This window comes from Bacillus sp. S3, from assembly GCF_005154805.1.
GTDB lineage: Bacteria > Bacillota > Bacilli > Bacillales > Cytobacillaceae > Neobacillus.
This window is the reverse complement of sequence record NZ_CP039727.1, coordinates 5,407,670-5,429,883: the sequence shown is the minus strand read 5'-3', so window position 1 is coordinate 5,429,883 and position 22,214 is coordinate 5,407,670. Positions and strand designations below refer to the sequence as shown.

The following is a 22,214-nucleotide window of genomic DNA, read 5'->3' as shown; positions in this document are numbered from 1 at the left end:
AAGTGAGGAAAATAATGAATATTGAACAATTTCAATCCAGTCTTCAGGAAAAGGGAATAACTTTAAGCAGTACACAGCTTAATCAATTTGAAACGTATTTTTCGACATTGGTTGAGTGGAATGAAAAAATGAATTTAACAGCCATTACGGAAAAGGAAGATGTGTATTTAAAGCATTTTTATGATTCCATTACGGCCTCCTTCTATTTTGATTTTACAAAGCCATTTCATCTTTGCGATGTTGGCGCAGGTGCAGGATTCCCGAGTATTCCGTTAAAAATTGTTTATCCTCAGATTCAGGTGACAATTGTTGATTCATTAAATAAACGGATTTCATTTTTACAGCATCTTGCCTCCGTTTTGCATTTGGAAAATGTCCAATTTGTCCATGATCGTGCCGAAACCTTTGGGGTCAATCCGGCTTACCGGGAAAGCTTTGATGTGGTTACAGCAAGAGCAGTGGCAAGAATGTCTGTATTAAGTGAATTTTGTTTACCGCTGGCAAAAGTAGGCGGACACTTTATTGCGATGAAGGCGTTACATGCCAAGGATGAATTGGAAATAGGTCAAAAGGCCATCACCACACTTGGCGGCAAGGTCGAAAAGGTGTACACTTTTACATTGCCAATGGAAGACAGCGAACGGAATATTTTACTCATTAAGAAGGAAAAGCAAACACCAAAGAAGTACCCGCGAAAGCCGGGAACACCGGGGAAAATGCCAATTGAATAAGGTAATTCCCGGGGCATAATTAATATAAATTATGTTTATGTGTGATAAATCTATATAACATTTTTTACGGAAAAATGGTATCCTAGGCAGGAAGAATTTATTTGGATAGAGAATAAGTAATAGGGAGTTTCGTAAAGGTGGTGTTGGGGATGAAGAGTTCATTTACACGCTTTTTTGGCCTCGGCGATAAAGGTGAACAAGAGGTTGAGCTTGAAAAGGATCTGGATATCGAACGAAACGAAGAAATAAAGAAGATACCGATTAACCAAATTATACCGAACCGTTTCCAGCCTCGGACGGTATTCGATGAAGAGAAAATTGAAGAATTATCACGCACGATTCATATACATGGAATTATCCAGCCGATTGTCGTAAGAGAGTTTGCTGTCGATAAATATGAAATTATTGCCGGGGAGCGCCGCTGGCGTGCGATGAAAAAACTGGGTTGGGCAGAAGCGCCTGCAATCATTAAAAATTTATCTGATACAGAAACAGCATCGGTTGCCCTCATTGAAAATTTACAACGTGAAGAATTGTCACCGATTGAAGAAGCCATTGCCTATGGGAAGCTGCTTGAGCTGCACAATTTGACACAAGAGGCTTTAGCGCAGCGCCTTGGGAAAGGACAGTCGACCGTTGCCAACAAGCTGCGTCTGCTTAAATTACCACAGCCTGTTCAAGAAGCGTTACTCAATAAAGTCATTACCGAACGCCATGCACGAGCACTTATTCCGCTGAAGAATCCGGAGAAACAGGTAGCTCTTTTGGCGGAAGTTATTGAGAGGAATTGGAATGTAAAGCAGACAGAGGAACGTGTGGTTAAGCTTCTGGATCAAACGAGGGAAAAACCAAAGCCAAAACGAAAGGCTTTTAGTAAAGATATGCGAATTGCGGTCAATACGATTCGTCAATCGTTATCAATGGTAACTGACAGCGGCATTAATTTGAATGCTGAGGAAGAAGAATTTGACGAATTTTACCAATTTACCATTCGAATTCCAAAGAAAAAGTAACCCGACACTCCATGTGTTTGGTTATTTTTTTTGTCTAACTTCCCTCTGAAATAGTTAATTGGAAAAATTAAGCCGACTGGGATGCTGGAATATTTTTTGAAAAAAACTAACTTCCCAGCCATTTCATGATAAAATAAAGGAATGGAATTTTACTTTCCTCCCCTGATAGGGGATAATTAATCATGCTATTCTGAACATTTGATAGAATCGCAAATTGATAATTTTTGAGAAATAAAGGGTAGGTGACATCGTGGGGAAAATCCTTTCAATCGCAAACCAAAAAGGTGGAGTCGGCAAAACGACAACCTCTGTCAACCTAGGAGCCTGCTTAGCGTACATAGGAAAACGGGTCTTATTAGTAGATATCGACCCGCAGGGAAATGCAACGAGCGGGATTGGAATTGAAAAGGCGGAAGTTGAACAGTGTATCTATGATGTGTTAGTAGACGATGTCGAAGCAAAGGATGTAATTAAACCGACATCTGTTGAAAATTTGTACGCCATTCCAGCCACCATCCAGCTGGCAGGAGCCGAAATTGAGCTGGTTCCCACTATTTCAAGAGAGGTCCGCTTAAAACGTGCTCTTGAAGAAGTGAGAGATCAATTTGATTATATTATTATTGATTGTCCGCCGTCGTTAGGGCTTTTGACCCTGAATGCCTTAACAGCATCTGATGCGGTGTTAATCCCTGTCCAATGTGAGTACTATGCGCTGGAAGGGTTAAGTCAATTATTAAATACAGTCAGACTCGTACAAAAGCATTTAAATCAGGATTTAAAAATTGAAGGCGTTTTATTAACGATGCTTGATGCAAGAACAAATCTGGGCATTCAAGTCATTGAAGAAGTGAAAAAGTATTTCCAAGATAAAGTATATAAAACCATTATTCCAAGAAATGTGCGTCTAAGTGAGGCTCCAAGCCATGGGGAACCAATCATTACCTATGATTCGAGATCCCGCGGTGCTGAAGTGTATTTAGATTTAGCAAAGGAAGTGGTCTCAAATGGCTAAAGGCTTAGGCAAAGGCCTGAATGCATTTTTTAGTGATGTCAGTAAAGAAGAAACAGTTCAAGAAATTAAGCTGAAAGAACTGCGCCCAAACCCATATCAGCCACGTAAAACCTTTCAACAAGAAACAATAGATGAATTAAAAGATTCCATCCTTGAGCATGGCATCCTGCAGCCGATCGTTGTTCGTAAAAGTATCAAAGGCTATGAAATAGTTGTCGGTGAACGCCGTTTCCGTGCGGCCAAGGAAGCAAAACTTACGACCGTTCCTGCGGTGGTCCGTGAGCTGTCGGAACAGCAAATGATGGAACTCGCTGTACTCGAAAACCTTCAAAGAGAAGATTTAAACCCGATTGAAGAGGGACTGGCTTATCAAACGTTAATGGAGAAATTAAAGCTGACACAGGAAGAGGTCGCGAACCGTTTAGGAAAAAGCCGGCCGCATGTCGCCAACCATATCCGTCTGCTTTCCCTCCCTCCTATCATCCAAGAATTGATTTCAACCGGGAAAATATCGATGGGGCACGGCCGAGCTTTATTGGGACTTAGACAAAAAGCAAACCTTCCAGCTTTAGTAGAAAAGGTGATTCAAGAAGGGTTAAACGTCCGTCAATTAGAAAAATTAATCCAGCAATTGAATGAAAATGTTTCACGTGAAACAAAAAAGCCGGAAAAGAAAAAGGATGTATTTATCCAGGAGCGGGAACACTCCCTTCGTGAACGGTTCGGTACAAAGGTTCATATAAAGCAAAGCAAAAACAAGGGGAAAATTGAAATTGAATTTTTCTCACAGGATGACCTTGAACGAATCCTTGAAATACTTGATCAAGAAGAACATGTATAAGCCATCAAATCGATGGTTTATTTTTTTGAAAAAACTCCTTTCCAATCGAAATAAAACATGATAGTTTAATAGTTAATACTATTTCGAGAGGCAAAAAATAGGTGGAATTGCGATGTTTTTATTAGGAACACTTGTAAATGGACTGTTAATTATTATTGGTACACTGATAGGGAAATTACTCAACCGCATCCCTGAGGGAATGAAAGTGACGGTTATGTATGCAATTGGCTTGTCTGTTATGGTGTTGGGCCTCCAGATGGGGTTGAAGAGTGAAAATTTCCTGATTGTCATTATTAGTCTTGTTGCCGGGGCGGTCATCGGTGAGCTGCTTAGGCTGGAAGATAAATTAAATGACCTTGGCGGATGGCTGGAGCGTAAGGTGGGCTCAAATGGAAAAGGAAGTATCTCAGAAGGCTTTGTCACGGCTACATTGATTTTCGTCATTGGAGCGATGGCGATTCTTGGCGCCCTTGACAGCGGTATTCGTGGAGATCATGATGTCCTTTATATGAAATCACTGATAGACGGCTTTACGGCCTTAATATTAACGACCACTTTAGGAATAGGCGTCATTTTTTCCGCCATCCCTGTTGTTCTCTATCAGGGGTCAATTGCCTTGTTTGCGACACAGATTGACCGCTTTGTTCCACAAGCGTTGATGGATCAGTTTATTGTTGAAATGACGGCGACCGGAGGCGTTATGATTTTTGCCATTGGCTTGAATCTCACCGGAATGGTCAAAATTAAGGTCGCAAACCTGCTCCCTGCCATTGTTGTTACAGGGATAATTGTAACGATTATCTACTTTTATCACTATTTTTTACAATAAATGGAATTAAAAGGGAGCAACGTTGGAAAATGATTGCTCCTTTTAGTTTGTCTTTTCTTCTTCTACCCAATTTAAATCTGCCCAGCTTTGTTTTTGGTACGAGACGCTTGCTTGGTATATTCCGCCTGCAATCGTTTTGGCCATTTTCATGACAAGGTTTAAGCGTGTGTTTTGTAAGACGAAAAATTCCATAAATCCGCTGACATTGACGATGCCAGTGATGTGCATGTCACCTACAGCCGGGAGATCCTTATTCACTCCTGCGCCTGGTTTAACAGGTCCATTCCCCACCTGAATCACCCCGACATTTTTTATTTTCCCTAAACAGGCATCAATGCCAATAATATATGGATCAGCATGTTTGGCCCGGATTTCCTTCAGCTTTTCCACAAGATTCACAGCATGAATGGGATCATCCAATGTTCCGTATACGTAAAACGATTCAATGTTTTTCTCTTCTAGCAGGCTCCCGACAAGTGGACCTAATGAATCTCCTGTGGAACGGTCTGTTCCAATGCAAATAAATACAATGGGGCGGCTTGTGACACTGGGAATATTCAGGAGTAACGCCTCGGCGAGATGTCGGGCAGCATGAAAATCATCATGAACAATGTGTGTCTTGGCCCTCCTGTCAAAAAAGCTTGGTTTGAGATTCATTAATTCCACTCCCTGAATGTTATGTACGGTAAATAGTTTTACTATTATACGGAAAATTCAGGAAATCTATACATGAAGTGTAGAAAAACAAAATTCATAATGCTATTATCTGCATAGGAAAATTGCTAAAATAGATTGAATGTAATTGGGTTTAAGGAAGGTGTAAAAATGAGTCTAACGGCAAAGACAATACAAGAAGATATTAATAAATTTCAAGATGAAGATACATGGCTGAATCTTGGTGAGAGCGCGCTAAAAATTATTGCCATTTTAGTTATTGCCAATATCATTATCCGTATTGGCAAAGTGGCCATTCACAATGTTTTTAAGATTAGAAACTTGTCACCGCTTAATACATCAGAACGCCGTGAAGACACGCTTTCTAGGCTGCTCGATAGTGTTCTTACTTATGTGGTCTATTTTATCGCGATAATGATGGTTCTTTCAGTTTTAGGAATTGATGTCAAGGCACTTATTGCCGGAGCGGGAGTTGTCGGGTTAGCAGTAGGTTTTGGAGCACAGAGCTTGGTAAAGGACGTTATTTCCGGTTTCTTTATCATTTTTGAAGACCAGTTTTCAGTTGGCGATCATGTTCGAATAGGAGAATTTGAAGGCAATGTCGAAACTATTGGATTAAGAACAACGAAAATTAAAAGCTGGACAGGCGAAGTTCATATTTTACCGAACGGCAGCATTTCTCAAGTGACCAATTTTTCAATCAATAATAGCCTTGCTATCATTGATATTGCCATCTCCTATGGAGAAGATATCGAAAGGGCTGAAAAAGTGATTGCCGGTGCATTGGTAAATATGCCAAGCCAATATGAGGAGTTAACGAAGGCACCGGAATTATTAGGAATTCAAACAATGGGTCCGAATGAAATTGTTTTGCGCATCATCGCTGAAACATTACCAATGAAGCAGTCTGGTGTAACTCGGGGAATTCGGAAGGATATAAAACTTATTTTAGACGAAAATGGGATTAAAGCACCAAATCTTAATTTTTTTATGTACCAAAACGGATCCGGTCAATCGAAGTAGAAATGGGGGATAAGTGATGGAGGAAAAGGAATTTGCCCTAAATGATGTGGTTGAGATGAAGAAACAGCATCCCTGTGGGACGAATCGCTGGAAAATCATTCGTCTGGGGATGGATATTCGGATTAAATGTGAGGGGTGCGGCCATAGTGTCCTCATTCCACGCAAAGAGTTTTCAAGGAAAATGAAGAAAATATTGGTGAAGCATGAGGATTAAATTCATGCTTTTTTTTCTTATCTAACTATATTATTCTTATAACAAACGTAGAAATAGAGTGTTTTGGGGGTGGAGCATTTGGCAGAAATACGAAAGTCAGCTTGTCCGTTAAATTGCTGGGATAGCTGTGGTTTTCATGTAACAATTGATCAGGATCAGGTTGTAAAGGTTGAAGGTGACCCCTCCCATCCCATCACACAGGGGAAAATTTGCGGACGCGGACGAATGCTCGAAACAAGGACAAACTCCGGGGAGCGCGTATTGCATCCGTTAAAAAAGGTAAACGGAACATTTCAGCAAATCTCCTGGGAACAAGCTCTTGATGAGATTGCTGCAGAATTAAAAAAAATTAAAAAAACATACGGATCAACTGCTGTTCTGCACAGCCATGATTATGCGAATAATGGAATCCTAAAAAATCTTGATCAGCGCTTTTTTAATTGCTATGGCGGGGTAACAGAGCTTTATGGGTCGCTTTGTTGGGGCGCAGGAATTGAAGCGCAAAAATGGGATTTCGGCAATGCCTGGAGTCATGAACCTAATGACATTTACAACAGTAAAAACATTATTATCTGGGGAAGAAATGTTGCCAGGACCAACATGCATTTTTTTGAAAAACTGCTTGAAGTGAAGAAAAAAGGCGCAAAAATTTATGTTATTGATCCACTTTACAACGCTACGGCAAAACTAGCCGATGAATATATAACAATCAAGCCGGGGATGGATGGATTATTAGCTGCCGGCATTATCAAGGAAATGCTAAGATTAGGTCTCGAGAACCGTGAGTTTATTGAGCAATCCACCTATGGGTTTCGGGATTTGGAACAGCTTCTCGATACGATCACCCTAGAGGAAATTAGTGAAATGACAGAAGTCCCTTGTGAGGTTATGTCAAGTTTAGCATATGTTTATGCAGATAAACCGACAGCTACCTTTATGGGGTTAGGGATGCAGCGTTATACAAATGGCGGAAATACGATTCGCCTGATTGATGCCCTTGTGGCCGTCAGCGGGAATATTGGGATTACCGGCGGCGGTGCTAATTATGCCAATGTCCAGGTGGGACAAAGCTTTGCATTTGACGAGTTAACCCTCGCTGAACGCAGGCAGCATCATAGGCAGTTTTCGATCATGAAACAGGCGGAAGAAGTGCGGAAAGCAACGGATCCGGAAATAAAGATGATCGTTGTGACCTGCGGCAATCCCTTAACACAGGTGCCTGACAGCGAAGTGGTTAGACAGGCCTTCTCCTCTGTTTCCACTCTTGTTGTGGTTGAACAATTCATGACGGATACTGCGCTGATGGCTGATTATGTTTTACCGACAACAACAGCTTTTGAAGAAGAGGACCTTTACTATTCATCTATGTACCATCATTATGTCAACTATGGCCCAAAGCTTGTCTCGGCCCCTGGTGAGGCACAGCCTGATTTATGGATCTGGACACAATTAGCGGAGCGGCTCGGATTTGGTGCTGATTTTGCTTTTTCAAGAGAAGCGTTTCTGGAGATGACACTTACACCTTTAAGAGACAGAGGGATTACCCTTGAAAAATTAAGGGCAGAGCACACATTGGAACTTCCAGTTGAAAAAATTCCATGGAGGGATCACACCTTCCAAACTCCAAGCGGTAAGTATCAGTTTACAGCGCGGGAAAAAGGTCAGAATGGCCTGCTAACATTAGCGGTTCCGGATGAATCAAAATGGGAAGACCCTGAGCTTGCTGAAAAATATCCTTATCATCTCCTAACGATTCACCCTATGCGCTCGAACCATTCGCAGAACTATCACCTTTTGACTCCAAAACCGAAAGTGAAGGTAGAGATTGCACCAAATATAGCAGAACATTTTGCACTGAAAAATGGTGATTTCGTCAAGGTTTGGAATGACCGCGGAGAGATAAAAGGGGTGGTTTCTATTTTAGCAAAAGCCCATCCGAACACGATCAATATCGATGAGGGAATTTGGCGTGAATTTGGCGGGTCTGTAAATCAGCTGACTTCAAGCAGAGAATCCGATAATGGCCTTGGGAGTACATTATATGATTGTCTTGTAAATATTGAAAAAGTAAACTAACTGCCGCTATTTTGCGGCAGTTGTCTTTTTGCAGATAAATGCCTATAATTGTGAAAGACTTGTCTTTTCATGATTATGGGACTAATTATTTTTGTTTAAACATAGAAGAATTTCTTTTGAGGAGTGAATGTGAATGGCTTTAACAGCTGGTATCGTAGGGTTGCCGAACGTTGGTAAGTCTACTCTTTTTAATGCAATAACACAGGCAGGAGCGGAATCAGCAAACTATCCCTTCTGTACGATTGACCCGAATGTCGGCATTGTCGAGGTTCCTGATCACAGATTACAAAAATTAACTGAATTGGTGCAGCCGAAAAAGACCGTGCCAACGGCATTTGAATTTACCGATATTGCCGGGATTGTCAAAGGGGCCAGTAAAGGTGAAGGACTCGGAAACAAGTTCCTTTCGCATATCCGCCAAGTGGATGCAATTTGCCAAGTAGTTCGCTGCTTTGCTGATGAAAACATTACCCACGTATCCGGGAAAGTCGATCCAATTGATGATATTGAAACAATCAACCTTGAGTTAATTCTTGCTGATATGGAATCCGTGGAAAAGCGGATTAGCCGCGTTGAAAAATTGGCTAAGCAAAAGGATAAGGATGCTGCCGCTGAATTTGAAGTTCTTGCAATGCTGCGTGATGCCTTTGAAGCAGAAAAGCCTGCTCGAACCGTTGATTTTACCGACGAGCAAATGAAATTAGTTAAAGGTTTGCATCTATTAACAATCAAGCCAGTCTTATACGTAGCGAATGTTAGTGAAGACGATGTAGCCGATCCATCTGAAAATGAATATGTGCAAAAGGTGCGAGAATTTGCTAAGGCTGATAATGCCGAGGTAATCGTTATTTGTGCAAAAATTGAAGAGGAAATTGCTGAACTTGAAGGCGAAGAAAAGCAAATGTTCTTAGAAGAACTTGGCATCGAGGAATCCGGTCTTGATCAATTAATCCGTGCAGCGTATCATCTGCTTGGTTTAGCCACCTACTTCACAGCTGGTGTACAGGAAGTTCGCGCATGGACATTTAGAAAAGGAATGAAAGCTCCACAATGTGCGGGAGTCATTCACTCTGATTTCGAACGCGGTTTTATTCGGGCGGAAACAGTCTCCTATGATGACCTGCTGGCAGCCGGCAGCCATACGGCAGCGAAAGAAGCAGGAAAAGTTCGTTTAGAAGGAAAAGAATACGAAGTAAAAGACGGCGACGTCATCCACTTCCGCTTTAACGTGTAATTAATAAGGACTGGCATATTTTGTCGGTCCTTTTTGATTGTGCGACGGGCAGTCGTACCTTGTGCAGATTACTTGCACTGAATGAGTTGTTAAAGGTTGGAGTACGTTATCTCGGTAAACACGACTCCCGAATTCCAGAAGACTCATTCTCTCGAAGGTGGAAGTCCTTCCATTAGAGTGCTGATACAACTAGTGAAGACTAATCTAGGGCATCACCGTGAGGTGGTGTCTGAAGGAGATGCGGACAATCGAGAGACCCGTAGTCGGATAAGCAGACCCAAATGCAAAAGTGTGAAGCACGGCGGCGGGGTAAGTTGGCGACCATGCGATTATAATGGGAAGCCCGCTACAAACAGTAATGGTTTCTGTTCAATGAATCAGCCGGGCAGAAACAGCTTACCAAGTGATGGTGCTGGGTATGTTTAAAAGGAAGGTACGATGACCCCGTGAGGTCTCCATTCTTACCGAAAGGACATTCATCTATAAGGTTAATCTGAAATGATGGCTGTGGATGGAGAAGTCAGACGTTCTCATAGTACGGAAGTAGTGTATGGACCAAACCATACATGAACGGAAGGGGAACGACCTTGTGGCTCCACATCTTTAAAGGTGTGTAATGCTAACAGAAAACGATACTTCGGTATAAACGAGCTGAATGTACACAATGAAGGGTGCGGAATATGCAATGAATCAAGCGTTAAAATTCAAATGGCATAGTATTTACGGACAAATTCTTTTCGACAGAAAACTAAAAGCTGCTTGGGAAAAAGTAGAAGCCAATAAAGGGTCTGGTGGTATTGATGGCGAAACGATTGACAGTTATAGATACCGTCTAGAAGAAAATTTAGATTCGCTTTTACAAAAGTTAAGAAAGAAAGAATACAAACCTTCCCCAGTAAGAAGGCACTACATTCCCAAGAAAAATGGCAAAAAGAGACCTCTAGGCATACCAAATATAGAAGACCGAATTGTCCAACAGGCTTTGGTAAACGTTCTTCAGCCGAAATTTGAAAAGGGTATTTTCCACAAATGGTCATGTGGGTACAGACCTAATGTAGGACCAGAGCGTGTTCTACAAATAATCCTTGCAAATATCGAACAAGGTTACAATTACATCTTCGATGCAGACATTAAAGGATTTTTCGATAATATTCCACACAAAAATCTAATAAAAGTCTTAAACAAATACATTGCAGATGGAACTGTGTTAGATATGATATGGCTGTGGTTAAAGGCGGGATATATGGAAGAAGGAAAATATCATTTAACTGATTCTGGGACTCCGCAAGGAGGAGTCATCTCGCCACTACTTGCGAACGTTTATCTAAATGAACTTGACTGGACTTGGGCAGAACATAAATTTCGATTTGTAAGATTCGCTGACGACTTCTTGATATTTGCTAAATCAGAAGAAGATATTAAAAAGGCGGCTGAGATTACGGAAGATAAATTAGCCGAACTCGGTCTGGAGCTTGCATCGGAGAAAACAAAGATTGTAAATTTTGATGACGATGACTTCGACTTTATGGGATTTACGTTTGAACACTGGAGAAAACGTAAAAAGGATGGTAAGCCATACTATATCGCCAAACCAAAAGAAGCTACTTGGAAGGATTTTCGACAGAAAATCAAAGATAAAACCAGGAAAACTCTAACCCTAAGCAAGGAAAAATGGATTGACCAAGTAAATCCTGTAATACGAGGTAAGGTTAACTATTTTCTAACCATATATAAAGCGATTAAAGCGAATGAAGAACATGGATTTGCAAGTTCATGTTTCTTTAAAGCATTCGGGAAAGAGTTACAAGCGATAGATGGCTATATTCGGCAAAGACTAAGAGTATCCATGATACATGCCCATCCAAGCCAAAGAAAAGGTCATGCCATGAAAACGAAGTGGAATAATAAATTCTTTGCGATGATAGGTCTCATCCCTTCATATTGGTATTATTATCATAAAATATACGGTTTTTCCTTAGAAAGCTACATTCTTCGAATGAAAGAGAAGCAACAAGAGAAACAGGAGAAAAGAGTTCTTAAAGCAAAAGAACAAGGTCAAGAGTATTATACTCCCGACCTTGTTCGTAAAATGAAATATGCACAAAGATTAGCAACGTACTGATTCTGTAACACATTGGTAAGCCGTATGCCTTAATAGGGCACGTACGGTTTGATGAGGGGGTAGCCTCGAAAGAGGTTACCCTACTCTATTTATAGCTATATTGATTAGAGCGGAAATCAACAGAAAAGTTTGCTTAAAAATCACATTCCTGTGAACAACATTGCATTTTTATTATACTTGTGCTATACTTTCAACTTGTGAGTAATGAATAATTGCTCCTTGCCCATTCGGGCCGTTTAGACCAAAAGGAGGTGACTGTGATGAATAAGTACGAAATCATGTACATCATCCGCCCAAATATTGAAGATGAAGCGAAGAAGGCTCTTGTTGAGCGTTTCAACACAATTCTTCTTGATAATGGTGCGGAAACTGCTGAAACAAAGGATTGGGGTAAGCGCCGTTTAGCATACGAAATCAACGATTTCCGCGACGGATACTACCAAATCGCTAAAACAACATCTTCAGCTGATGCAGTACAAGAATTTTCTCGTCTTGCAAAGATCAGCGAAGACATCATTCGCCATATCGTAATTAAAGAAGAAGCATAAGATTAACATAAATATTTTTGGTAAAAAATGTTTCACGTGAAACATATTCTGAAAAAAGGAGTTGATTCTGATGATGAATCGTGTCGTGCTTGTTGGCCGTTTAACAAAAGATCCTGATTTGCGTTATACACCAAATGGGGTCGCTGTAGCTACTTTTAGTTTAGCAGTTAACCGTCCGTTTTCTAGTCAGTCAGGTGAACGTGAAGCAGACTTTATTAACTGTGTTGTTTGGCGTAAACCAGCTGAGAATGTGGCGAACTTTTTAAAGAAAGGCAGCCTAGCAGGTGTTGATGGCCGTATTCAAACCCGCAACTATGAAGGACAAGACGGTAAACGTGTGTATGTTACAGAAGTCGTAGCTGATAGTGTTCAATTCCTTGAACCTAAAAGTGCGTCAGGCGGCGGCGGGAGAGGCAACGATTATTACGGTGCTCCTCCTATGGAACCACAAGGGAATCCATATGGCAGCAGCAATCAGAATCAACGACAAAATCAAAATCAGAATCAAAACCAAAATAAAGGGTTTACGCGAATGGATGAAGATCCGTTTGCCGGAAATGGACAAATTGACATCTCTGATGACGATCTTCCATTCTAAACAAATCCTACGAACGTTATAAAATAAAATAATAAAGGAGGGAATTTTCATGGCAGGAGGACGTAAAGGCGGTCGCGCAAAACGCCGGAAAGTGTGCTATTTCACAGCAAATGGTATCACTCGCATCGATTATAAAGATGTGGATTTACTAAAAAAATTCATCTCTGAGCGTGGAAAGATTTTACCACGTCGTGTAACTGGTACAAGCGCTAAATATCAACGTAAACTAACAGTTGCAATCAAACGTGCACGTCAAATGGCATTACTACCATTTGTTGCAGGTGAATAATAAAGCAAAAAGGCAGTAGAGGCGCAGTCCTCGCTGCCTTTTTTGTTATATAAGAATTCATAAATTTCGACATTGAGAAATGTCCAGCTCCAGCGCTCTAGGCCATACGCCGCTGACCAGGGCTCCTCCGCTTTTCTTATTTGAATCAAAGTCCATATCTGCTAAAATAGGATGATAGGCTTAAGATATTTAGGGGTGTTGAAGTGAAAAATGTACGCAAACTAACAGAGGGAGCCATCCTTCTCGCTGCATTTACTGTTCTTTTATTAATAACGATTTATGTACCGCTGATTGGCTCTATTCTAAATATAGTCCTGCCTGTGCCGTTTATCATTTTCTCAGCAAAAAATACCATGAAAAATGTTGCCGCCTTCTTTCTCGCTGCGGTTGCCATCTCGTTTATAGCCGGATCAATTGCGGGTCTGGGGTTAATGCTTTTATACGGGATTCCAGGTGTGTTCATTGGCTATATGCTGCAGAAGAATAAGAGCAGGACGGCAATTTTAATTGCCAGTTCACTGATTCTTATGGCTGGCATGGTCATCAATTATGCGGTGATCGTTGCTTTTATGAAAATTGATATCATTCAGGAGATCCACACTGCCTTAAATCAATCGCTGCACGACACGCAAGAGATGTTGAAAGCGATGGGGAGAGAGGATCAGATTAAAGGACTGCAAGAGCAAAACGCCAATCTCATTAAAGTAATTGAAATCTATGCTCCGAGCATTTTAATTTTGGGAGCTGTTATCATTTCTTTTATTATTCAATGGGTGTGTTTTCCGATTGTAAAAAGATTTGGGGTACGTGTAGAGCCGTGGGGAAGCTTCCGCAATCTTTCACTGCCAAAAAGCCTGTTGTGGTACTATTTAATTGCTTTAGGGGCGATGCTGCTGCTTCGTCCGGAGGAAGGAACGTATTTATTTTCTGTTTTAGTCAATGCGCGCTACATATTAGAATTTTTCCTGATTTTTCAAGGGCTTGCCTTCGTGTTTTTTATTTTCCACCAAAGGTCAGTTGCGAAGGGATTGGGAGTACTTGTTGTAATTCTTTCTTTCACGATTCCAATTGCCCGTTATATAATAATGTTATTGGGTATTACAGATTTAGGCTTTGATTTTAGAAAGCAGTTTGAAAAAAAAGAGTAAGACTCGCGTCAAGGAGCTGAGAACTTTGCCTGCATTTTTTGAAAAGCGGTCAATTCGTTACCCTTTTTATGGGCTAATTGGCGTAACCGTAATCCTGCTCATTGTCCTGTTATTATATAATTGGATCTTAAGTGTTGCCGGACTGCTATTAATGATTATCCCCCTCTACTTTATGTTTGTCATCGATCATCGGGAACGGACGGAATTGGAAGAATATATCTCAACGCTTTCGTACCGGGTGAAAAAAGTCGGCGAAGAAGCACTGATGGAGATGCCAATTGGGATCATGCTCATCAATGAAGAATATTTTATTGAATGGACCAATCCTTTCCTGTCATCCTATTTTGATGAGGATACATTGGTTGGCAAGTCGCTGTATGATATTGCAGATACGCTGATACCGTTGATTAAACAGGAAGTAGAGACAGAAATTATTACCCTTCATCAGCGGAAATTTCGCGTGATTCATAAACGAGAAGAGCGTCTATTGTACTTTTTCGATGTAACCGAGCAAAAGGAAATTGAGAAAAGGTATCAGGATGACAGAACGGTCATTGCGACCATCCTTTTGGACAATTATGATGATCTGACCCAGGGGATGGATGATCAGATGCGCGGCAGTATCAATAATTTGGTCACTTCTATTCTGAATAAGTGGGCAACAGACAATGGCATCTTCTTAAAAAGAGTTTCATCGGAACGATTTATTGCTGTTTTTAGCGAACGAATTCTCCATATTCTTGAAAAAGAGAAGTTTGCAATTCTGGATGAGATCCGGGAAATGACTTCGAAGCAGAATGTTTCTTTTACCTTGAGTATTGGGGTTGGCACAGGTGTGACCTCATTGCCGGAATTAGGGGTCTTAGCCCAATCAAGTCTGGATTTAGCTTTAGGCAGAGGCGGCGACCAAGTGGCGATTAAACTGCCGAATGGGAAAGTGAAATTCTTTGGCGGCAAAACAAATCCGGTTGAAAAACGGACACGGGTCCGAGCCCGCGTGATCTCCCATGCATTACGGGATTTAATCATCGCCAGTGATAAGGTCATCATCATGGGACATAAAAACCCTGATATGGATGCAATTGGTTCAAGTATTGGCATTTATAAAGTTGCCCAAATGAACCAAAAGGAAGCCTATATCGTCGTCAATATGCAGGAAATAGATAATGCTGTGAAACGGCTGATGGGTGAACTTCGTCAACAGGAACAATTATTTTCCCGTTTTATCGGTCCTGAACAAGCATTAGAAATTGCGACGGAAAAAACACTGCTTGTTGTTGTTGATACTCATAAGCCATCCATGGTCATTGAAGAACGGTTATTAAACAAAATTGATCATGTGGTCGTGATTGACCACCATCGCCGCGGCGAAGATTTTATAGACAATCCATTGCTTGTGTATATGGAACCGTATGCCTCGTCTACCGCGGAATTGGTAACGGAATTTTTGGAATATCAGCCGAAACGCGGTAAGATTGAGATGATTGAGGCAACAGCCCTCTTAGCCGGAATCATTGTAGATACGAAAAGCTTTACACTAAGGACGGGCTCACGGACATTTGATGCCGCCTCCTACCTCCGTGCTCATGGTGCTGATACGGTTCTCGTTCAGAAGTTTTTAAAAGAAGATGTTGATACATATATAAAGAGGTCCAAGCTCATTGAATCAGTCTCTTTTTATCATGATGGAATTGCGATTGCAAAAGGAACGGAACAGGAGCTCCATGATCAAGTGATTATTGCTCAAGCAGCCGATACTCTGTTGACAATGGATGGGGTACTCGCCTCTTTTGTGATTGCTAAACGCAGCGAAGGCGTGATTGGGATTAGTGCAAGATCGCTTGGGAACGTCAATGTACAAGTCATTATGGAAAGCTTAAAAGGCGGCGGCCATTTAACAAATGCAGCAACACAGCTGTCCGGCCTGTCGATTGAAGAAACAGAGATACAATTAAAGCTGGCGATTGATGAATATTTAGAAGGAGTGAAAAAGGAATGAAGGTCATTTTTCTAAAGGATGTTAAGGGTAAAGGGAAAAAAGGGGAAGTAAAAAATGTGGCAGATGGCTATGCACATAACTTTTTAATTAAGCAGGGTTTAGCGGTTGAAGCCAATAATGCCAGCATTAGCTCATTAGATGCTCAAAAAAAGAAGCAGGAAAAAATGGCTGCTGAAGAGCTTGCTGAAGCGAAAAAACTGAAGGAAACACTGGATACGATTACGGTTGAATTAAAAGCCAAGGCCGGTGAGGGCGGACGCCTTTTTGGTTCGATTACAACAAAACAAGTTGCTGAAGAATTGCAAAAGAAGCATGGCATTAAAATCGATAAACGGAAAATGGAATTAGCGGATGCCATTCGCACGCTTGGCCATACAAAAGTACCTGTCAAGCTTCACCATGAAGTGACAGCGACATTAACGGTTTCTGTGACAGAAATCAAATAGGTGAAAATTTGCCAGTACGAAGTTGAGAATAAACATGATAGAATAGAACAAGTAAGCAATCGGATGTGATGTGATCGGTTTTGACTGGTCACTTTTTTCTTTACTCTTTATTGCGTTTTTAATTAAATCCTTCGAAGGCAGGAGGTTTTTGATAGGATGAATGATGTATATGCAGATCGTATGCCGCCGCAAAATATAGAGGCAGAACAGGCGGTACTAGGGGCAATCTTTCTTGAGCCCTCTGCTCTCACAATGGCTTCGGAAATTTTAATTCCTGAAGATTTTTATCGTGCCTCCCACCAAAAAATCTTTCATGTAATGCTCCATCTAAGTGATCAGGGTAAAGCGGTTGACCTCGTTACGGTAACAGAGGAACTCGCGGCAGCTAAACTGATTGAGGATATTGGCGGTGTCAGTTATTTAAGTGATCTGGCCGGATCTGTTCCGACGGCAGCTAATATTGAGTATTATGCTAGAATCGTAGAAGAAAAGTCGTTACTTAGAAGATTAATCCGCACGGCAACCACTATTGCCTCTGATGGTTATTCGCGTGAAGACGAAGTGGAAGCCCTGTTAAGTGAAGCAGAAAAAAGCATTTTAGAAGTGGCGCAAAGAAAGAATGCCGGCGCCTTCCACGATATTAAAGATGTACTCGTTCGGACATATGACAATATTGAGGAAATGCATAAACGTGTGGGCGAGATTACAGGTCTTGAGACAGGGTTTGTCGAACTTGACCGGATGACAGCAGGCTTCCAGCGCAATGACTTAATCATTGTGGGTGCCCGTCCTTCCGTTGGTAAAACTGCCTTTGCCTTAAATATTGCGCAAAATGTGGCGAAAAAGACAGGTGAAAACATCGCCATCTTTAGTCTCGAGATGGGGGCAGAGCAGCTTGTCATGCGTCTCTTGTGTGCCGAAGGAAATATCGATGCGCAAAGGCTTCGTACCGGGTCCTTAACAGAGGAAGACTGGGGTAAGCTGACGATGGCAATGGGCGCCTTATCAAACACAGGGATCTATATTGATGATACCCCTGGGGTGCGTGTCGGTGATATTCGCTCAAAATGCCGCCGCCTAAAGCAGGAGCATGGTTTAGGGATGATTTTAATTGATTATTTACAGCTTATTTTAGGCAGCGGCCGCTCCGGCGAAAACCGTCAGCAGGAAGTATCGGAAATTTCCCGGTCTCTTAAGCAATTGGCTCGTGAGTTGCAGGTGCCGGTTATTGCCCTTTCACAGCTGTCCCGTGGTGTCGAGCAGCGCCAGGATAAGCGTCCCATGATGTCGGATATTCGTGAATCAGGTTCGATCGAGCAGGACGCCGATATTGTTGCCTTCCTTTATCGTGATGATTATTATGATAAGGAATCTGAAAGTAAGAATATCATTGAAATTATTATTGCTAAACAACGGAATGGTCCAACCGGTACGGTTTCGTTAGCCTTTGTGAAGGAATATAATAAATTTGTTAATATAGAGACACGTTATGATTCTCCGCCTGGAGCGTAATGTGTCATGGTGGAGTCAGCCCTCATTAAGCTGGCTCCATTTTTATATTCATAGTTTCATATTTTTACGAACGTATATGATATTTTTATATAAAATGTTCGTGTTTTGTTTGATTTTTTAGGATTAACTTGATAAACTATTGTGGTGAGATAATTAATTAAATAATTAATAATAGATGTAAAAATTTCGGAGGTGCCTTTCATGTCATCAGTAGTGGTTGTTGGTACGCAATGGGGAGACGAAGGAAAAGGGAAAATTACCGATTTTCTTTCAGAAAATGCTGAGGTCATCGCTCGTTACCAAGGTGGTAACAATGCAGGCCACACCATTAAATTTAACGGGGAAACCTATAAATTACATTTAATTCCTTCAGGGATATTTAATAAAGAAAAAATCAGTGTCATCGGTAATGGAATGGTTGTTGATCCAAAGGCACTTGTACAAGAATTAGCTTATTTACATGAAAAAGGAATTACAACCGAGAATCTTCGGATTAGCAACCGTGCCCACGTCATCCTTCCGTACCATTTAAAATTAGATGAAGTGGAAGAGACACGAAAAGGCGCTAATAAAATCGGAACAACGAAAAAGGGAATCGGCCCTGCTTATATGGATAAGGCAGCCCGTGTTGGTATTCGTATTGCTGATTTACTTGACCGTGAAATTTTTGAAGAGAAACTTATACAGAACCTTGAAGAAAAAAATCGCTTATTCGAGCGTATTTATGAGACTGAAGGCTTTAAAAAAGAAGACATTCTCGACGAATACTTTGAATATGGCCAACAAATTGAGAAATATGTGTGCGATACATCTGTTGTATTAAATGATGCATTGGATGAGGGCAAGCGTGTTTTATTTGAGGGTGCTCAGGGCGTCATGCTTGATATCGACCAAGGTACCTACCCATTTGTTACTTCTTCGAACCCAGTTGCAGGAGGCGTGACAATCGGTTCTGGTGTCGGCCCATCAAAAATCACGCATGCAGTCGGTGTATGTAAAGCGTACACTTCTCGTGTCGGTGATGGTCCATTCCCAACTGAATTAAATGATGAAATCGGAAACCAAATTCGTGAAGTAGGTCGTGAGTATGGAACAACAACAGGCCGTCCGCGCCGTGTTGGCTGGTTTGACAGTGTTGTCGTTCGTCATGCCCGCCGTGTCAGCGGATTAACGGACCTTTCTCTTAATTCAATCGATGTGTTAACAGGGATTGAAACATTAAAGATTTGCACGGCTTATCGCTTCAAAGATGAAGTCATTACCGAATATCCTGCTAACTTAAAGGTTTTAGCACAATGTGAGCCTATTTACGAGGAGCTTCCTGGCTGGACAGAGGATATTACAGGGGTTAAAACATTAGATGAACTGCCTGTAAATGCCCGCCACTACGTGGAACGTGTAACACAGCTTACAGGTATTCCGTTATCCACCTTCTCAGTCGGCCCGGATCGAAATCAAACAAATGTTGTCCGCAGCCCGTGGAGAATGATCTAAACCAAAGAACGAAGCCCTCTTTCAGGGGGCTTCAAATTTTTTTAAAAAAGTTTATAAAAAGTATTGCGTTATTACAATCACCCATGATATTATAAGAAGCGTCGCCACAATACGACAAATTACAACGTACGAGCCATTAGCTCTGTTAGTGGATTTTTAAAAAGTACGAGCCATTAGCTCAGTTGGTAGAGCATCTGACTTTTAATCAGAGGGTCGAAGGTTCGAGTCCTTCATGGCTCACCATTTACATTTACTATGGCCCCTTGGTCAAGCGGTTAAGACACCGCCCTTTCACGGCGGTAACACGGGTTCGAATCCCGTAGGGGTCATTGGCTTTTGATTGTCAGTAAGCGACTGGCAAGGACGGTCTCCTTGCTGGCAATCAATTAAATCTGGTCTGGTAGTTCAGTTGGTTAGAATGCCTGCCTGTCACGCAGGAGGTCGCGGGTTCGAGTCCCGTCCAGACCGCCATCTAGATGGCTCAGTAGCTCAGTCGGTAGAGCAAAGGACTGAAAATCCTTGTGTCGGCGGTTCGATTCCGTCCTGAGCCATAAAAAAAGGAAGCTTGCCTATGCATGCTTCTTTTTTTTATCTATGCCGCAGCTACTGTAATGAACCCGTAATAATAGTTCCTCTTTTTTACAAAACTCCTCCATAGTTTGTCCTAGTTTCCAAAATTAAAATCTACTACTCTAGAACTACATCAATCTCTGTTTTAATAGGGATTCACCCCTACTATTTAAGAAAAATATAGCTTCAAAATATGATAAAACGACTACCATATTTCAAAGAAATGTAGGAAAATGTCAGCAATTATACATTTTTGTTACATTATAAAGACTATTAATCTTTTTAAATAAAACTATGTTAAAGTAAAAGAGGTCTAAAATTCTGGAAAATTCTTTACATAGCATAAATCCAAGTTTATAAGGGTTTTACCGTGGTTTAGGAGGAAAAAATGTTATTCTCGAATAAAAGCTCCAAAAGATTCTTATTATTAAAAACAACTGTAGTCACTGCCATGGCTGCATCTGTTATCGCTTTTAGCAATGGCCCGGTTGCATTTGCTACATCATCAAAATTGACCACTGTTTATCATGTATATCTTAATAGCACCTACATAGGTAATGTTACCGATAAAGAAGTAGTGAATAAAGTTATAGCTGAGAAAGTTGATACAGCAAAGAAATCCTTCAAGGATGCAAATTTTAATATAGGTTCACAGGTTCAATACATACCTGAACAGGTCTTCCGAGCAGCAACAACCAATCAAGATACAGTGCAAACGATAAAGGACACATTCCAGCTTCAAGCTGAAGCCTCCGCTCTCGTGATTGACGGGAAGCCGGTTGTTTACCTTGGTAATAAGGAGACAGCTGAAGAAGTCGTGAAAAAGCTGAAACTGCAATATGTAACTGAGGAGCAATTAACGGAACTTGAGGCAAGAAAGGCCAAATCCGATGCATCCTTACCGGCATTACAAGAAAATGAAACTCGTATAGTAGACGTTCGTCTATCAAAAAATGTTTCAATCGAAGACGAAAACATTGCTCCGGATCAAATGATGTCTGCTGATGATGCCGTTACCTTTTTACAAAAAGGGACTTTGGAAGAAAAGAAATATGCGATTCAAGAGGGCGACGTGCTTGAAACCATTGCTCAGGATCATGGATTAGCGAAAGCTGATCTTTTAGCCTTAAATCCTGATTTAACAGAGGACACCCTTTTGCAAATTGGTCAGGATATAAACGTAACAGCGCTTCAACCGTTTGTCGAGGTAATCGTTGATAAAGAAGTCAATCAACAGGAAGTCATTCCATTTGCCAATGAAGTCGTTGAAGACTCATCGATGCCAAAGGGTGAGACGAAAGAAAAGCAACAAGGACAAAACGGTTCGCGTTCTGTAACATATGCCATCACAGAACAGAATGGGGTAACGGTTAAGAAGGACCAGTCAAGCGAGCAGATTATCCAGCAGCCTGTTAATCATATTGTGGTAAAAGGAACAAAGGCTATTCCATCCCGCGGTGAAGGCAGCTTCGCCTGGCCGGCAGTCGGCGGCTATATTTCCAGTCAAATGGGTTACCGCTGGGGCAAAATGCATAAAGGGATTGATATTGCCAGACCGAGCGACAGGACCATCAAAGCGGCTGATAATGGTGTGGTAGTTTCTGCCGGCTGGAGTGGCGGCTATGGCAATAGAATTATTATTGATCATCAAAATGGTTTCCGCACACTTTATGGACATATGGCATCACTCAATGTTCATGCAGGACAAACAGTTTCAAAAGGAACCGCCATTGGCGTAATGGGATCAACCGGTGACTCAACAGGGATTCACCTTCATTTTGAAGTGTATAAAGATGGCGGCTTAGTGAACCCCCTTTCGTATCTGAAATAATCGTTTGAA

Annotated in this window: 20 protein-coding genes and 4 tRNA genes; 23 read left to right on the top strand and 1 reads right to left on the bottom strand. The window is 41.4% G+C overall.

Going from position 1 to position 22,214, the window contains the following annotated elements; genetic code table 11:
- Positions 1–14: 14 nt before the first annotated feature.
- The 5 genes from rsmG to FAY30_RS25855 all read left to right on the top strand — a co-directional run bounded on the left by rsmG (position 15) and on the right by FAY30_RS25855 (position 4,426).
- On the top strand, positions 15–731 hold the full coding sequence (gene rsmG / locus FAY30_RS25875; protein WP_149872531.1) for a 16S rRNA (guanine(527)-N(7))-methyltransferase RsmG: 717 nt from the start codon (positions 15–17) through the stop codon (positions 729–731).
- A gap of 149 nt (positions 732–880) precedes the next feature.
- Positions 881–1,744 (top strand): nucleoid occlusion protein, encoded by an 864-nt coding sequence (noc, locus tag FAY30_RS25870; protein ID WP_149872530.1) that lies wholly within the window; start codon positions 881–883, stop codon positions 1,742–1,744.
- Positions 1,745–1,994: 250 nt separating this feature from the next.
- On the top strand, positions 1,995–2,756 hold the full coding sequence (locus FAY30_RS25865; RefSeq protein WP_149872529.1) for a ParA family protein: 762 nt from the start codon (positions 1,995–1,997) through the stop codon (positions 2,754–2,756).
- Positions 2,749–3,597, top strand: a complete 849-nt coding sequence (locus tag FAY30_RS25860; protein ID WP_149872528.1) for a ParB/RepB/Spo0J family partition protein — start codon at positions 2,749–2,751, stop codon at positions 3,595–3,597. The genes FAY30_RS25865 and FAY30_RS25860 overlap by 8 nt, the downstream gene beginning before the upstream one ends.
- A gap of 112 nt (positions 3,598–3,709) precedes the next feature.
- On the top strand, positions 3,710–4,426 hold the full coding sequence (locus FAY30_RS25855; protein WP_149872527.1) for a DUF554 domain-containing protein: 717 nt from the start codon (positions 3,710–3,712) through the stop codon (positions 4,424–4,426).
- Positions 4,427–4,468: 42 nt separating this feature from the next.
- Here the strand turns inward: FAY30_RS25855 and yyaC are convergent, their stop codons facing one another.
- Positions 4,469–5,083, bottom strand: a complete 615-nt coding sequence (gene yyaC / locus FAY30_RS25850; protein ID WP_149872526.1) for a spore protease YyaC — start codon at positions 5,081–5,083, stop codon at positions 4,469–4,471.
- Positions 5,084–5,251: 168 nt separating this feature from the next.
- Between yyaC and FAY30_RS25845 the strand changes: the two genes are divergently transcribed.
- The 18 genes from FAY30_RS25845 to FAY30_RS25760 all read left to right on the top strand — a co-directional run bounded on the left by FAY30_RS25845 (position 5,252) and on the right by FAY30_RS25760 (position 22,205).
- Positions 5,252–6,124 (top strand): mechanosensitive ion channel family protein, encoded by an 873-nt coding sequence (locus tag FAY30_RS25845; RefSeq protein ID WP_149872525.1) that lies wholly within the window; start codon positions 5,252–5,254, stop codon positions 6,122–6,124.
- Between the two features lie 16 nt (positions 6,125–6,140).
- Entirely contained in the window at positions 6,141–6,338 is a 198-nt protein-coding gene (locus FAY30_RS25840) for a DUF951 domain-containing protein (protein ID WP_149872524.1), read from the top strand.
- A 78-nt stretch (positions 6,339–6,416) separates the two neighbouring features.
- Complete coding sequence (locus FAY30_RS25835; protein WP_149872523.1) at positions 6,417–8,414, top strand: molybdopterin-dependent oxidoreductase; 1,998 nt, start codon at positions 6,417–6,419, stop codon at positions 8,412–8,414.
- A 133-nt stretch (positions 8,415–8,547) separates the two neighbouring features.
- The gene (gene ychF / locus FAY30_RS25830) at positions 8,548–9,648 is read left to right on the top strand and encodes a redox-regulated ATPase YchF (protein ID WP_149872522.1); all 1,101 of its coding nucleotides are present in this window, start codon (positions 8,548–8,550) and stop codon (positions 9,646–9,648) included.
- Positions 9,649–10,333: 685 nt separating this feature from the next.
- Positions 10,334–11,770: a group II intron reverse transcriptase/maturase gene (gene ltrA / locus FAY30_RS25825; protein WP_149872629.1), complete on the top strand. Its 1,437-nt coding sequence runs from the start codon at positions 10,334–10,336 to the stop codon at positions 11,768–11,770.
- Between the two features lie 260 nt (positions 11,771–12,030).
- Positions 12,031–12,318 carry a 30S ribosomal protein S6 gene (rpsF, locus tag FAY30_RS25820; protein WP_149872521.1) on the top strand — a complete coding sequence of 96 codons (288 nt, stop codon included), beginning with the start codon at positions 12,031–12,033 and terminating at the stop codon, positions 12,316–12,318.
- A 70-nt stretch (positions 12,319–12,388) separates the two neighbouring features.
- The gene (gene ssb, locus FAY30_RS25815; RefSeq protein WP_149872520.1) at positions 12,389–12,916 is read left to right on the top strand and encodes a single-stranded DNA-binding protein; all 528 of its coding nucleotides are present in this window, start codon (positions 12,389–12,391) and stop codon (positions 12,914–12,916) included.
- A gap of 49 nt (positions 12,917–12,965) precedes the next feature.
- Positions 12,966–13,205 (top strand): 30S ribosomal protein S18, encoded by a 240-nt coding sequence (gene rpsR, locus FAY30_RS25810; RefSeq protein ID WP_007088219.1) that lies wholly within the window; start codon positions 12,966–12,968, stop codon positions 13,203–13,205.
- A 203-nt stretch (positions 13,206–13,408) separates the two neighbouring features.
- Complete coding sequence (locus tag FAY30_RS25805; RefSeq protein ID WP_149872519.1) at positions 13,409–14,353, top strand: YybS family protein; 945 nt, start codon at positions 13,409–13,411, stop codon at positions 14,351–14,353.
- A 25-nt stretch (positions 14,354–14,378) separates the two neighbouring features.
- A complete protein-coding gene (locus FAY30_RS25800; RefSeq protein ID WP_149872518.1) occupies positions 14,379–16,352 on the top strand; it encodes a DHH family phosphoesterase in 1,974 nt (657 codons plus the stop codon).
- Positions 16,349–16,798 carry a 50S ribosomal protein L9 gene (gene rplI / locus FAY30_RS25795; protein WP_149872517.1) on the top strand — a complete coding sequence of 150 codons (450 nt, stop codon included), beginning with the start codon at positions 16,349–16,351 and terminating at the stop codon, positions 16,796–16,798. Before FAY30_RS25800 ends, rplI begins: the two co-directional genes overlap by 4 nt.
- Before the next feature lie 156 nt (positions 16,799–16,954).
- Complete coding sequence (gene dnaB / locus FAY30_RS25790) at positions 16,955–18,310, top strand: replicative DNA helicase (RefSeq protein ID WP_149872516.1); 1,356 nt, start codon at positions 16,955–16,957, stop codon at positions 18,308–18,310.
- A 201-nt stretch (positions 18,311–18,511) separates the two neighbouring features.
- Positions 18,512–19,804 (top strand): adenylosuccinate synthase, encoded by a 1,293-nt coding sequence (locus tag FAY30_RS25785; protein ID WP_149872515.1) that lies wholly within the window; start codon positions 18,512–18,514, stop codon positions 19,802–19,804.
- Between the two features lie 167 nt (positions 19,805–19,971).
- Positions 19,972–20,047, top strand: a tRNA-Lys gene (locus FAY30_RS25780).
- Between the two features lie 14 nt (positions 20,048–20,061).
- Positions 20,062–20,133: transfer RNA gene (locus tag FAY30_RS25775), tRNA-Glu, on the top strand.
- A gap of 65 nt (positions 20,134–20,198) precedes the next feature.
- Positions 20,199–20,275 (top strand) — tRNA-Asp (locus FAY30_RS25770).
- Between the two features lie 7 nt (positions 20,276–20,282).
- Positions 20,283–20,355: transfer RNA gene (locus tag FAY30_RS25765), tRNA-Phe, on the top strand.
- 407 nt (positions 20,356–20,762) lie between these two features.
- Positions 20,763–22,205, top strand: coding sequence for a LysM peptidoglycan-binding domain-containing M23 family metallopeptidase (locus FAY30_RS25760; RefSeq protein ID WP_149872514.1), 1,443 nt, complete (start codon positions 20,763–20,765; stop codon positions 22,203–22,205).
- Positions 22,206–22,214: the final 9 nt, after the last annotated feature.